This is a genomic window from Winogradskyella sp. PC-19 (genome assembly GCF_002163855.1).
GTDB lineage: Bacteria > Bacteroidota > Bacteroidia > Flavobacteriales > Flavobacteriaceae > Winogradskyella.
This window is the reverse complement of the sequence record NZ_CP019332.1, coordinates 2,856,405-2,869,699: the sequence shown is the minus strand read 5'-3', so window position 1 is coordinate 2,869,699 and position 13,295 is coordinate 2,856,405. Positions and strand designations below refer to the sequence as shown.

The 13,295-nt window shown below is 32.1% G+C and carries 14 protein-coding genes; 8 read left to right on the top strand and 6 right to left on the bottom strand.

All coding sequences use genetic code 11. The annotated features are described in order from the left end of the window. Positions 1-155: 155 nt before the first annotated feature. Together BTO05_RS13360 and BTO05_RS13355 are read left to right on the top strand one after the other, a co-directional pair. Positions 156-1,256 carry an adenylate/guanylate cyclase domain-containing protein gene (locus tag BTO05_RS13360; protein ID WP_087493150.1) on the top strand — a complete coding sequence of 367 codons (1,101 nt, stop codon included), beginning with the start codon at positions 156-158 and terminating at the stop codon, positions 1,254-1,256. Between the two features lie 658 nt (positions 1,257-1,914). Next, entirely contained in the window at positions 1,915-2,709 is a 795-nt protein-coding gene (locus tag BTO05_RS13355; protein ID WP_087493149.1) for a DUF3050 domain-containing protein, read from the top strand. A 426-nt stretch (positions 2,710-3,135) separates the two neighbouring features. On the opposite strand, the gene BTO05_RS13350 is transcribed toward BTO05_RS13355, so the two are convergent. From BTO05_RS13350 to BTO05_RS13335, 4 genes are all read right to left on the bottom strand, one after another. Beyond that, the gene (locus BTO05_RS13350) at positions 3,136-4,533 is read right to left on the bottom strand and encodes an alpha/beta hydrolase family protein (protein ID WP_157662593.1); all 1,398 of its coding nucleotides are present in this window, start codon (positions 4,531-4,533) and stop codon (positions 3,136-3,138) included. A gap of 99 nt (positions 4,534-4,632) precedes the next feature. Further along, positions 4,633-5,241, bottom strand: coding sequence for a hypothetical protein (locus tag BTO05_RS13345; RefSeq protein WP_087493147.1), 609 nt, complete (start codon positions 5,239-5,241; stop codon positions 4,633-4,635). Positions 5,242-5,245: 4 nt separating this feature from the next. Continuing rightward, positions 5,246-5,731, bottom strand: a complete 486-nt coding sequence (locus tag BTO05_RS13340; RefSeq protein WP_087493146.1) for an RNA polymerase sigma factor — start codon at positions 5,729-5,731, stop codon at positions 5,246-5,248. 418 nt (positions 5,732-6,149) lie between these two features. Next, complete coding sequence (locus BTO05_RS13335; protein WP_087493145.1) at positions 6,150-6,533, bottom strand: hypothetical protein; 384 nt, start codon at positions 6,531-6,533, stop codon at positions 6,150-6,152. Between the two features lie 196 nt (positions 6,534-6,729). Between BTO05_RS13335 and BTO05_RS13330 the strand changes: the two genes are divergently transcribed. Further along, positions 6,730-7,086: a bleomycin resistance protein gene (locus BTO05_RS13330; RefSeq protein WP_087493144.1), complete on the top strand. Its 357-nt coding sequence runs from the start codon at positions 6,730-6,732 to the stop codon at positions 7,084-7,086. A 1-nt stretch (position 7,087) separates the two neighbouring features. Here BTO05_RS13330 and BTO05_RS13325 read toward each other — a convergent pair whose 3' ends face one another. After that, positions 7,088-7,699, bottom strand: coding sequence for a trimeric intracellular cation channel family protein (locus tag BTO05_RS13325; RefSeq protein WP_087493143.1), 612 nt, complete (start codon positions 7,697-7,699; stop codon positions 7,088-7,090). A 3-nt stretch (positions 7,700-7,702) separates the two neighbouring features. Beyond that, positions 7,703-8,419 carry an RDD family protein gene (locus tag BTO05_RS13320; RefSeq protein ID WP_087493142.1) on the bottom strand — a complete coding sequence of 239 codons (717 nt, stop codon included), beginning with the start codon at positions 8,417-8,419 and terminating at the stop codon, positions 7,703-7,705. Between the two features lie 35 nt (positions 8,420-8,454). Between BTO05_RS13320 and BTO05_RS13315 the strand changes: the two genes are divergently transcribed. The 5 genes from BTO05_RS13315 to BTO05_RS13295 are packed head-to-tail and all read left to right on the top strand — an operon-like array spanning position 8,455 to position 13,287. Then, complete coding sequence (locus tag BTO05_RS13315; RefSeq protein WP_087493141.1) at positions 8,455-9,459, top strand: stage II sporulation protein M; 1,005 nt, start codon at positions 8,455-8,457, stop codon at positions 9,457-9,459. A 6-nt stretch (positions 9,460-9,465) separates the two neighbouring features. Then, positions 9,466-10,350 carry a hypothetical protein gene (locus tag BTO05_RS13310; protein ID WP_087493140.1) on the top strand — a complete coding sequence of 295 codons (885 nt, stop codon included), beginning with the start codon at positions 9,466-9,468 and terminating at the stop codon, positions 10,348-10,350. Next, the gene (locus tag BTO05_RS13305) at positions 10,351-11,085 is read left to right on the top strand and encodes a DUF4129 domain-containing protein (RefSeq protein ID WP_087493139.1); all 735 of its coding nucleotides are present in this window, start codon (positions 10,351-10,353) and stop codon (positions 11,083-11,085) included. Next, entirely contained in the window at positions 11,078-12,298 is a 1,221-nt protein-coding gene (locus tag BTO05_RS13300) for a DUF4350 domain-containing protein (protein ID WP_087493138.1), read from the top strand. Before BTO05_RS13305 ends, BTO05_RS13300 begins: the two co-directional genes overlap by 8 nt. Further along, positions 12,280-13,287 (top strand): AAA family ATPase, encoded by a 1,008-nt coding sequence (locus tag BTO05_RS13295; protein ID WP_087493137.1) that lies wholly within the window; start codon positions 12,280-12,282, stop codon positions 13,285-13,287. Before BTO05_RS13300 ends, BTO05_RS13295 begins: the two co-directional genes overlap by 19 nt. Positions 13,288-13,295 lie beyond the last annotated feature (8 nt).

Genomic DNA, 13,295 nt, shown 5'->3' with positions numbered 1-13,295 from the left:
CAGTGGACGTTGTAAGTAATGTGAATTAATTTACAGGTATTTAATCATCTTATTATTTGTTTTAGGTAGTTGTTTTCACAGAAAACTAGTAATTAAAATAACATTGACTTTCATTAATGTAATAAATGGACATAACAAATCAATAAAAATCATCCATGAATATATTCGCAAGCCTAAGACAAAAAATTTCTCATTATAGCATTAAAGGAAAAATAACAACCGTTTTATGGATAACCTTAATCTGGACTTTAATACGATTATTTAGATTTTTTGAAACCTATGCCAGCAATAAGGATTCTATAGAATTTAATGAAGGGATAGTATCGAGTATTCTTATTATAATTGTTGCAGGTTTATTTGTTGGAGTCAGTTTAGTATTTCTTTGGGAGCGTTGGCTGAGAAGAATGACTTACTTCAAAGCCATGTTTTTCATTATGGTGTTTTACACCTTGATGTTTTTTATTTTATTCACTTTAGAACAAGGAATGATTAAGCTGAGTAACACAAATCAAACCATGGATGTAGAGGTCCTTGCGCTTAAATTTAAAGAAGTATTTAATCTGGTTTTTTTGACGAACTATATCTATTGGCTTGTTATTACTTTTATGACCATTTTATTCTTATTTATCAGAGATAAGTTTGGCCCTATTACCTTCGTCAATTTTCTAAAAGGAAAATACTTAAGACCAAAACGCGAAGAACGTATTTTCATGTTTATGGATTTAAAGTCGTCTACTACTATTGCTGAACGACTTGGTGAGGAGCGCTATTTCAATTTTCTGAATGACACCTTTAGTATAGCGACTCCAGGAATATTAGATGCTCAGGGAGAAATTTATCAATACGTTGGTGATGAAATTGTGATTACTTGGTTGACACAGAACGGAATTAATAGAGCACATTGTATTAGTTGTTTTTATAAAATGACAGCGCTACTAAAAGATAAATCTAATTATTTCGATGAAAAATATAACGCACAACCTCAGTTTAAAGCTGGCTTGCATTTTGGTTATGTTATTACTGGTGAAATGGGAATTGTAAAAAGAGAAATTGTGTATTCTGGGGATGTTTTAAACACGGCTTCTAGGATACAATCACTTTGTAACGAAATGAACACTGATATATTAATATCTAATAATTTAATGAAACAAATTGATCAAAAATTTCTAGATACAGAATTTAAGTCTGCTGGTAATATTACTCTAAAAGGGAAACAACAAGAAATAGAGTTAGTAACCCCTTTAAATAATGATTAAGTAGTAACTATAATTTAATCCATTCATCCATATTTATAATTCAATAATAATAATAATAATAATAATAATAATACGGTGTCAAGTGTTCCTACTTAATCATAGATTATTTGGGTTTTCTTTTAACTAGAAAAAACTACTTACAACATTGTATAAGAGCAATAGCGGTTTGAGGGCTTCCTCAGACCGTTTTTACGTTTAAATAAGTATCTTGCAGTATTAAAGGTAAGCAAATTTGAATCCGCAACTGCTCTTATACTGAACCGTTGGTATGTAATTGCCTGCGGCACGTAGAATCGCGTTTTGCAAACGCTTCCTTTCTACTAATTACATACCAACGTCCACTGTTTGTCGCACCTCGCCGATTTTATGTATATTTAGTCAAGTCTACGTGAACTACACACGAAACTACATACAACAGCGTGTATAGCTAATGAGGCGCAACAATGGCTTTCCATGAGGCGCGCCTCACTACGCCATACACAGTGGACGTTATATGCAAGCCCACTAACAACCAACCGAGAGCTAAATACTTTTCTTGATTACTAAAACTTTTAGCTATTTAATCATTTATTATATTTATTTATGATTAAATACATTTTCATTTTCTAGCATTAAATTTGCGATATACACCATTTAGAGTTAATAGATAAATTAAAAAATGAATAAAATAGAGTATATAGAAAATGAGATTTCTGAATTAAGGAATGAATTGAAAAATCATAAACTTTATGAAAATTTACATAACATTAATGACGTGAAAATTTTTATGGAAAATCACGTATTTGCAGTATGGGATTTTATGTCTCTTTTAAAAAATCTTCAATTAAACCTCACTAAAGTTCAAACACCCTGGACACCACCAAAAAACCCAAAACTATCAAGATTTATAAATGAAATCGTTCATGGAGAAGAAAGTGACATTAATGAATTGGGAGAACCAAAGAGTCATTTTGAGATGTATTTAGATGCAATGTTCCAAGTAAATGGAAATACGAATGAAATCAATGATTTTATTAAACTTATTGAATTAGGAAATTCAGTTAACTATTGTTTTAGTCAAGTTAATGTCGATAACAGAGTAGCTGATTTTGTTAAATTCACATTTTCGATTATTGAAACAAATAAGCCACACCTAGTAGCTTCTGCATTTACGTTTGGGCGAGAAGACGTTATTCCAGATATGTTTATCGAAATTCTTAAAAATTCAGATTCTGAAAACAAACTATACAGCAAAATAAATTACTATCTCGAACGACATATTGAACTTGACGGAGATGAACACGGTCCTCTATCTCTTGAGATGATTTGTGAATTATGTAAAGATGATGAGCAAAAATGGAAAGAAACACTAAATGTAGCGAAACAATCATTAGAAAAACGAATTGAACTTTGGAATGCTATATCTGATTTAATACAGAATAAAAAGCCTGCATATAACACCGTGTATAATTAATTGCTTTGGTCGTTGCCTACTTGGAAAATTCCTTCGGAATTTTCTCGCGTCCGTTTTTGTTTACTAAATTAGTTGCTTAAACACGCAACTAACCATACACAAACACGTTGGTGAGTAATTGCCTGCGGCACGTAGAATCGCGTTTTGCAAACGCTCCCTTTCTACTAATTACTCACCAACGTCAACTGTTAATCTCGCCTACCAATTTTATTGTATATTTAGTCAAGTCTACGAGAAATCCTCACGAAACTACACACAACTGTATGTATAACAAATGAGGCGCGATTATGGCTTCTCGTGAGGCGCACCTCACTCGCCATAAACAGTGGAAGTTACTCACCATTTGAAAAAAAATCCCGAACACGAATTATCTTATGTTTTATCCAATAGTATAAGCATTTATCATACAAAAACAGTTCATTGTGCTTATACACGTTTCAAAATCCAATCAGAAATTAAATTAAGAACTTTTGGAGAGAACGTCTCTTCAATATCAGAATATTCATCCATTTTACCAGTTTTGGCGTTTTGGAACAAATGATTAAGACCTTTGATTTCAATGATTTCATAATCTTTATTTTTTCCTTTAACTAATGCTTCGCGCAGACCATCTTGGTTAATCTTTGCTTCTACTTGTGTATCTAAGCTACCATTTAATGAAAGGACAGGACAATTCACTTTTTCGTATTCATTTGCTGGATTATAATCATAAAAATACCGCACCCATTTTGTCGTTCGCATCTCTACCAAACTCGTAATAATTTCATTCATTTTACCATCTGGCACACCAAGATTTTTGAGTATGGGAGCAATAGTTTCGTTGTAATGTGCTTTTAATTCAGGTTTTATTTCAGAAACATCCTTATTCTGTTTTGCAATTTCAATTGCTTCTCTAATTGCCTTTTCGTAAACTGCCTCATCAGGAACAGGGAATGGACGCATCGTTTTGGACTGCATGACCGAAAGTTCTGTTCCAGAAATTCCCGTTCCAGCAAGAGAAATGATAAAAGCAACATCTTTGGCTTTATTGGCTACTAAAGGAGCAATGATGCCACCTTCACTATGCCCTATCAAACCAATTTTATTTACATCAACGTCGTCCCTTGTTCTTAAATAATCCATAGCACTAATAACGTCTAAAGCAAAATCGTAAGTAGTCGCTTTAGAATGATTACCAGTTGATTCACCAAATCCTCTATCGTCATAGCGCAGTACGGCAATACCTTGTTTTGTAAGGTAATCTGCCAAAATCAGAAAAGGTTTGTGCTGTGATATGGTTTCGTCTCTGTCCTGCGGACCACTACCACTTATCAATATTGCTACGGGATATTTTTTATTCCCATTAGGACGAGTAAATGTACCAGCCAGTGTTATATTGGCATCCTTATTGGTGAAACTTACATTTTCTTCAAAATAGGAATAGGGTTTTATAGGCTCTTGAGGTCTATTCACTTTTGGTGTTTCTAACACCGAATTCCTTAAAAGATTTAGGGTGAAAGAATTTAAGCCTTCAACCATTTTACCTTTTATTGAGGTGTGATTAGCATTCAGTTTTCCACTATACTTCATTCCTACATTTGACAAATCGATTATCAGGCTATCACCTTTAACCAAGGTCTTTATTGCTTTTATTCCATTGACTCTTTGTGTTGGAATATCGATGGTGGTTTGATACGCTTTTCCATCTTCTTTAATGCTAAATATGAAATTGAATTTCGTGTCTTTATCCACTTCAATAGCGCCATTCCAAATACCTGTGATATTCTGTGAAACTACGGTCAGTGTTAGAAAAAATAAGCAGATTGTGATTATATTTGTTTTCATAGTTTTGATTTTAAAAATTAGTGTAAGAAATTCCTTGCTGAAATTTTTCAGCATAATTTTGAAGTTAATTTTTTAATGAAATTAGTCTGTGAATGGTGTTTAAGAAGATGTATCTTCAAGCTCTTCCAGAATATGAGAAGCGGAAGACGTTACCTTTTTGTATTTTCCATATCCCCAAATGGAAAATAGAATTAGAAAAACTGCCATTATGGGAATGTACCAGTAAATCAAATTGATGTTTGTAATAAATATATCCTTTCCTTTAAATACTTTAATAATAACGGGTAAACTAACTACCATAAGAATAAAATTAAGGTAGATACCAACTTTTTGTGTTAACAGGAAATGTCTTTTCTTTTCAGCAAAAGCTATAATAGTTTGCTTGTAATTGTTATTCGTTAAGTCTATACTTTTCATACTTCTAATAGAAAGCAACACTATAACTGGAAGAACAATTAAATAACAAACAGTAAAAATACCAGAAGCCAATAAATACCACGTATTCAACACAGAAAACCGCGAAATGAGGAGAATAGCCATTATAAAACAGATGATAGCACCTATTCCTTCATACTTTGATAGTATACCTATTTTATTTTTATAACGTTCTTTGGTCATTTCCATGATTAACTTATCGGTAAGTTTTTTTTGATTATCAAGTTGGTTGCTCATTTGAGACCAAGTCGCTTGCATTTCTTCGAGTTCCATAATTTTATTTTTTTATTATTTGTTTGTTCAATTTTTCTTTTATCCTTGCCATACGTGTTCCAACATTACTGGTAGACATACCTGTTATTTCAGATATTTCTTCATACTTTTTTCCCTCTAAAAAAAGAAAAACAATTCCTTTATCAACCTCACCGAGTTCTCTAATGTGAGCGTATAATATTTTAAGACGTTCTTCAAGAACTGGGTCGTAATTTTCATCTATCAGTGCTAAATCATCAAGTGATGTTTTGTATCCTTTTCTTTTCTTATTCTTTAGAAATAACAGCGATGTATTTAGTGCGATGCGATATATCCAAGTACTTAGTTTTGCATCACCTTTAAATGTGTTAAAAGATTTCCATAACTGATATACGATATCTTGATATAAGTCCTTTTGGTCATCCTTATCATTGGCATATAACCTTGTCATTTTGTATAGGATTCCCTCATTGTCTTGAATTACTTCTACAAATTTGTTTTCTTGTGTCATAAATTATTCGCTATACTCTATTAGTATATACTTACTTTAAAAAAGCACAAAATATTTCATTTTTTTTAGTTGGCTAAATATTCTTAATGAAAAAAGAGAGAAGAAAAATTGATATATTGCCTTTACTAATCACCGAAATAATTGAAGTTCATGCATTACGAAAAACTAACAAGCTTCTGTAAAAAACGGTGGGTAACACAGTATATAACTCATAGCTATTCAGTTGCTTAATCGAAGTTATAGCATATTTGTAAAGTCGCCAAATTTTTAAAAAAGACTAATAGTAAAATTTAAAAATCTGGCTTGTGCTTAATCTGAAAATAATTTTCTAATTTACAAGCTACGAGTCATATACAAAACCGTTGGTGAGTAATTGCCTGCGGCACGTAGAATCGCGTTTTGCAAATACTCCTCACCTTTACCTTTGCAGTTGATAAATTACATACGGCACAATAGATATCCAAATGAGGACTAATATCCAAACACGTCCCTGAAAAAGATTGTAATCATGTAAAAGCTTGTCCCAACTGTGTCCTGCAATGTAATGCCCAAATAAAAACTCAAAAATTATTGTGAGAACCAACCATATCACGCCTATAGTAACTGCTTGATTGACCGATATTGGCAACCATATCTTAAACAATACCCAAACATATATACCAAATAATACAATCATACTGGCGGTAGACATCTGATGAGCTTGTAATTCATTCAAATGGTCTTTTAAAAATTTCTCACGAAACAATCCGTTGACAATCGCAACGAGAATCATTGGAAACCAAGCTAATATATATTTCCACATTTTTTTTGCTTTTATATTTATTAAATTTACTCAACTTGGTATTATTTTTTCATGACTTTTGTCACTACAAAGCATAATAGTTTATTTCTAAGTCACTAGCGAATTACTAAAATTTCGCTGGAATTTTCTATCTGTGATTTGTTTGCTAAATTAGTTACTTAACCACGCAACGAAACCATACACGAACACGTTATCTATGCTAGCAGATATTCACCCGAAATTACCAATGCGTAATAAAGCAATAACCAAAGATTATTATATAAACAAACTTGGTTTTAAAGAATTAGGAGACGTTGATTACAAGGAATATTTGATGCTAAAAAAAGACAATATAGAACTCCATTTTTTTGAATTTAAAACACTAAATCCAAAAGAGAATTATGGACAAATCTACATACGAGTAGAAAATATTGAAGATTACTACAAATCGTTATTAGATAATAATATTACTATTCATCCAAATGGGTCTTTGCAAACCAAACCTTGGGGACAAAAGGAGTTTGCCATATTAGACCCAGATAGTAATTTATTGACTTTTGGAGAAAGTGTCTAGGCTAAGTTTTTGATTTATACAAACTGGGTAAGCTTACTTTGAAAATTACGGCCAGTAAGCGTACAATAATAACAACTGCTCCAGCAATCAAAAACAAATAGTTTCGTTCTTCTAAAAATTGAAGCATTAAAAAATACGTCAAACCACCTATGATACATGCCGATGCATAGACTTCTTTTCGGAAAATTACAGGTATTTCGTTACACAAAATATCTCGTATAACACCACCAAAACAAGCTGACATTGTCCCTAAAGCAATACAAATTACTGGATTTAAGTCTGCAGCTAGGCCTTTTTCGATGCCAATAACCGTATATAACCCTATACCAATAGTATCGAATAAAAATAAAGATCTACGTAAGTGTCTGATATACTTTCTGAAGACCACAGCAAAAAATGCAGCTGCAGAAATAACTGTTATAAATGTCATATCCGTCATCCAAAAAACAGGTGTTGCACCTATAAGAACATCTCTTAACGTACCACCACCAACAGCAGTGACAAACGCAATAATAAATACGCCAAAAGCATCCATTTTTTTATTCATGGCTACTAATACACCAGATATAGCAAAAGCTATAGTTCCTAAGATGTCTATGGCTTGGATAAACATAGATTACATGTTTTGAGTGTAGTAATTATAGTCTTTTATTACAGTAGCTATAAAATTAATTGGAGTTTCTTTAGTTTCAACCTGCATCACCTTTTGAAGTCTAGCACTAATATTTAATACAATATTGTGGTTGCCTTTATAAATAGCTTCGTCGTATAAGTTTTTTACAGTTTGTATATCTGTATCGTTAAACACAGTAACCTGACTGTAAGTTGGCATGTAATCTAGTGGCAAATCTTTCATTATAGTATCATCAATAGATACTTTTACTTTTTCACTAATAACTGTTGTACCGGCTGCAATATCTCCAATACGCTGTCCATTTCCTTTTATTAATATCATTAAGGTTGCTAAACCACCTAAAGTCATTACTACATCAATAATTCTCAAAATCCAACGCACAAAATAATTTGCAAAACTAGGTTTAGATCCATTAATTTTAACGACACGAGTTTTCATAACGAATTTTCCAACAGTTTTTCCATCCCAAAAAGTTTCAAGTAATACGTAATACAAAAACGCTGGTAATGAAACCAATAGATAGATTGCCCATAGGTCACCAAAATCTAAATCTAACGCAGCCAATAACAAATAAATCGATATTGTGTAAGCTAATATTACAATACTATCTAAAAGATAAGCAAGCATACGGTCACCTATATGTGCGACGTTTTGATTAATGCCTACATTTTGGGCAGTTTCTATTTGAAATTCATTCATATTTTCTTTTCTTTGGTAGCCTAAAGAATGACTGCATGCGCGAAGCTGCTTTTGTAAAGCAAAATAAAGATAAATGGTTAGAATTTGAAAATGTTATTTCAAATAAAACCAATATTGACCCAGATTTGCTTTCTGATATATACATTGAGATTACTGACCATCTCAGTTATGCAAAGACTTTCTATAAAAACAGTAATACAGAACGCTATCTAAACCAGTTGGGTTCAAAGGCTCATCAACTGATATATAAAACAAAAAAGGAGTCTAAAAATAGATTATTCTCATTTTTTAAAACAGAATTTCCATTGATGTTTCGTCAGCATCATCGCGAATTACTAATAGCTTTTTTAACCTTTTCCTTTTTCGTTTTTGTTGGCGCATATTCTACTGCTAGTGACGGTGATTTTGTAAGAACCTTTGGGCTAAGCGATGGTTATGTAAATATGACACTCGAAAATATTGAAAAGGGTGATCCAATGGCAGTTTACAAAGAACAAGGTGAGTTTAATATGTTTCTTGGTATTACACTTAACAATATTAAAGTAGCACTTTTTGCTTTTGCTTACGGAATTATGTTTGGTATTGGTAGCCTTTTCATTATGATGCGAAATGGTATAATGCTTGGAAGTTTTCAGTACTTCTTTTACGACCAAGGATTACTTTGGGAATCTGCACGTACTATTTGGATTCACGGTACTATTGAAATCTCAGTAATTGTAATAGCAGGTTGTGCCGGTTTGGTTTTAGGTAATGGCATATTATTCACAGGTACTTACACACGCCTTGAATCTTTCAAACGTGGCGTAAAAAACGGACTTAAAATTTTAATAAGTACCATCCCGTTTTTTATTATTGCTGGTTTTCTGGAAGGTTTTGTAACGAGACATACTGAGATGCCAGATTGGCTAGCCATACTCATAATCGGAGGTTCACTTGCTCTAATCTTATGGTATTACGTTTTTTATCCTATAAAATTACAGCGAAGATTAGACCAAGTTAGTATTAACAAAAACGAAATTCAGCTAGAATCAATTAATTAAAGACTAATGAATAAAAACTATATAGAATTTAAAAAACAACGCGATTTTGGATTGTTATTATCAGATACTTTTGGTTTTATACGAAATGAATTTAAGCCATTTCTAAAGACAATTTTAACTATCTCTGGACCTGCATTAGTATTATTTCTCGTGGCAATGTCTACATACACATATTATGCTGGTGACATACTTAGTTTTGATGTTTATGGTGGTACTGATTTTGGATTTAACAATCTTGGTTTTTTACTTTTAGCTGCGCTAGCTTACATGGTATCCATGGTTATAGCTCTAATATTTGTAAGCTCTTCTGCTTTACATTACATAAAATCTTACATCAAAAACTCTGGTGAAGTTAATGTACAAGAGATAAAGCACAATGTATCAAAAACGTTTTGGGGTTATCTCGGGCTTGGTTTTTTAAAATACTTGACGCTTTTTGTTGCCATGCTGCTCTGTTTTTTCCCAGTTTTGTATGTCATGGTGCCTATGTTTATTGTGTTTAGTATATATGTTTTTGAAGGTAGACGTGGCGCATCTAGCTCATACAGTTATGGCTACGATTTGATAAATGAAGATTTTTGGCTATCAATTGGAACTATAATAGTTCTCTTTATACTCATATATGTTTTGAGTATGGTTTTTTCGGTTCCGGCTGCAATATATACTTATTTAAAAACTGGTATCTTATCAGGTGAAATTGATCCGGAAAGCCTTAATACATTTCAAGACCCAGTGTATATTTTGATAAATGTGATTTCAAATTTATTTTCAATATTATTGAATCTTGTTCTTATCGTAGCTAGTGCGTTTCTTTACTTTCATCTTAACGAAAAAAGAAATTTCACAGGCACTTACCAGCGCATAAGTAATATTGGACAAATAGAAGAGTAAATGCGCTATATAATTATAATAGTTTTTTTGTTTTCAATTAACTTTTTGGCATTCTCCCAAGAGGAAATTCGACCTGACTATTATGATGATTCTAATATAGAAAAGCAAACTATCTCTGAAAAGGATTTAGAAACCTATAAAGCAGATGAAGAGTTTAACTATACCGAAGTTAAAAAAGAAGAAAACATTTTTGACAAGTTTGTACGTTGGCTAAGAAATTTATTACGCCAATTCTGGGAATCTATATTTGGTATAGGCTCAGTAACTGGATTCTTATATTTTATTTTTAGAGTTTTACCGTATTTACTTCTTGCAATTTTAATTTATTTATTAATAAGATTTTTTTTAAAAGTAAACTCGAATAATATTATTGGTAAGCAACAAGAAAAAGGGCAGATATCCTATTCCGAAGAAGAGCAAATCATTAAAAACGAAGATATAGATGCTCTAATTCATCAAGCAATCAAACAAAAAAACTATAGACTCGCCATTAGATACTACTATTTATTAGCTCTAAAAAAGCTAACAGAAACAGATAATATAGAATGGCAACCACAAAAAACTAATGAAGATTATATTACCGAGCTCGACAATACATATTATAAACCAGATTTTGAAAATATTACTAAAATCTACGATTATGTTTGGTATGGTGAGTTTAATATTGATGCCGTAAAATTTGAAAGCTTAAAATTGCCATTTGAATCTTTAAACAAAACTATAACAATTGGGTAAACGCGGAAAAATATATATCGGTCTAATTCTACTTACAGTTGTTGCACTTGTAGTTTTTGAGATGACAAAACCCAAAGACATTAATTGGTTTCCGTCGTATGCAACACATCATAAAATTCCTTATGGTAGTTATGTGTTTACAGAGCAATTAAAAAAAATTTCAGACTTAGTTGTTACTATAGATAGACCTCCATATGAATATCTAAAAAAAAATAATATTAAAGGTACTTATCTTTTTTATAACGGCGGCATAAACTTTGGCGAAGCAGAATTAGAAAGTCTTCTCGACTGGACTTCAGAAGGGAATACACTACTTGTCTCTGCCGTAGATTTTGAGTATAAATTACTAGACACCCTAAATCTAGAAACAGAATCAGTTAACATTTTTAATAATTTTGAAAACAAGTTTCAACTCCAACATGTAAATTCAAATTTAAGTGATAATAAGTATAAGGTCAGCAAAGCTTCTACGCTATTTCATTTTACAAAGATTGATACACTTAATACGAAAGTGATTGGCGTTATAGAAAAATTTGGAATAGAAAAAGACTCCGCAAATACGCCTTTAATAAACGTTATAAAGCAGCCTTTTGGTGATGGACAAATTATTCTAAGTACTTTTCCGCAGACCTTTACAAACTATTTTATATTAGAAGCTCCTAACCAGAATTACACTGCAGGACTGTTATCTTATTTGGATACTAATCAACCAATTTATGTAGACCAACACTATAAATCTGGAAAAAAATTCTACACGTCACCTATGTATTTATTTTTGAACACCAAAGAGCTTAAATGGGCTTATTACCTAGTTTTAATAGGCGTCTTGGTATATATAATTTTTGAAGGAAAACGAAAACAACGCGCCATTCCCATTATAAAACCTTTAAAAAATCAATCCATAGATTTTACACGAACTATTGCAAACATGTATTATGAAAGCAGCAAACACAAAGAAATTGCAGAGCATAAAATTCAGCATTTTTTGGAATACATCAGAAATCATATGTTTTTAATGACCTCTGAAATAAATCCAGAATTCATAAAAAATCTTGCTGCTAGAAGTAATAACTCAGTTGAAGATACCGAGCAACTTTTTAGTTATATAGAAAGTCTTCAGCAACAATCAGCAATAAACAACATACAATTAGAAAGGCTAAATACCTTAATAGAAACTTTTAAATCCCATAACCAATGGAAAACGAAGAAATAAACGAAACACAAAATAACAATTTAGATTTTAATAACAGAATTTCTTTAGAAGGCTTAAAAAACGCAGTAGATGGCATAAAATCTGAACTTCGAAAAGTTATCATTGGTCAAGATAATTTTGTAGAACTCCTTATCGTTGCGTTATTAGCTGACGGACATGTTTTAATTGAAGGCGTACCCGGAATTGCAAAAACAGTGACTGCAAAACTATTTGCCAAAGTTTTAAAAACAGACTTTAGTCGTATTCAGTTTACACCAGATTTAATGCCTAGTGATGTTTTAGGAACTTCTGTTTTAAATATGAAATCATCGGAATTTGAATTTAAAAAAGGTCCTATCTTCTCCAATATTGTTCTGATTGATGAGATTAATCGTGCGCCCGCAAAAACTCAAGCTGCACTTTTTGAAACAATGGAAGAGCGTCAGGCAACTATCGACGGTACCACATATAAATTCAGTGACCCTTTTATGGTTTTAGCAACTCAAAACCCTATTGAACAAGAAGGTACGTATGCGTTGCCTGAAGCACAATTAGACCGTTTTATATTTAAAATAAAAGTTGATTACCCATCGCTTGAAGAGGAAGTGAAAATTATTACATCTCATCACGAACGCAAAGGGGAATCACCACAAACGTCTATTAGTGCAGTTTTAGATGTAGCATCTCTTGCTGATTACAAATCCAAAACACAATCGGTAATAGTAGAGCCAAAAATCATACAATATATCGCTGAAATTGTATCAAAAACAAGAAACCATCCGCACTTATATTTAGGTGGTTCGCCTAGAGCATCCATCGCTATTTTGAATACTGCAAAAGCATTTGCGGCAATTAATGGCCGTGATTTTGTAATACCGGAAGATGTAAAAAAAGCCTTAAACCCTGTATTAAATCATAGAATTATTCTAACTCCTGAGCGTGAAATGGAAGGCATGATAACCGAGAATGTTGTAGAAATGATTGTTCAATCTGTTGAAGTACCACGATAGGTCAAAGA

Excerpts from the sequence above, each read along its gene's own strand:
- BTO05_RS13360 (WP_087493150.1), top strand. The coding sequence starts at position 156 with ATGAATATATTCGCAAGCCTAAGACAAAAAATTTCTCATTATAGCATT.
- BTO05_RS13355 (WP_087493149.1), top strand. The coding sequence starts at position 1,915 with ATGAATAAAATAGAGTATATAGAAAATGAGATTTCTGAATTAAGGAAT.
- BTO05_RS13350 (WP_157662593.1), bottom strand. The coding sequence starts at position 4,533 with ATGAAAACAAATATAATCACAATCTGCTTATTTTTTCTAACACTGACC.
- BTO05_RS13345 (WP_087493147.1), bottom strand. The coding sequence starts at position 5,241 with ATGGAACTCGAAGAAATGCAAGCGACTTGGTCTCAAATGAGCAACCAA.
- BTO05_RS13340 (WP_087493146.1), bottom strand. The coding sequence starts at position 5,731 with ATGACACAAGAAAACAAATTTGTAGAAGTAATTCAAGACAATGAGGGA.
- BTO05_RS13335 (WP_087493145.1), bottom strand. The coding sequence starts at position 6,533 with ATGTGGAAATATATATTAGCTTGGTTTCCAATGATTCTCGTTGCGATT.
- BTO05_RS13330 (WP_087493144.1), top strand. The coding sequence starts at position 6,730 with ATGCTAGCAGATATTCACCCGAAATTACCAATGCGTAATAAAGCAATA.
- BTO05_RS13325 (WP_087493143.1), bottom strand. The coding sequence starts at position 7,699 with ATGTTTATCCAAGCCATAGACATCTTAGGAACTATAGCTTTTGCTATA.
- BTO05_RS13320 (WP_087493142.1), bottom strand. The coding sequence starts at position 8,419 with ATGAATGAATTTCAAATAGAAACTGCCCAAAATGTAGGCATTAATCAA.
- BTO05_RS13315 (WP_087493141.1), top strand. The coding sequence starts at position 8,455 with ATGCGCGAAGCTGCTTTTGTAAAGCAAAATAAAGATAAATGGTTAGAA.
- BTO05_RS13310 (WP_087493140.1), top strand. The coding sequence starts at position 9,466 with ATGAATAAAAACTATATAGAATTTAAAAAACAACGCGATTTTGGATTG.
- BTO05_RS13305 (WP_087493139.1), top strand. The coding sequence starts at position 10,351 with ATGCGCTATATAATTATAATAGTTTTTTTGTTTTCAATTAACTTTTTG.
- BTO05_RS13295 (WP_087493137.1), top strand. The coding sequence starts at position 12,280 with ATGGAAAACGAAGAAATAAACGAAACACAAAATAACAATTTAGATTTT.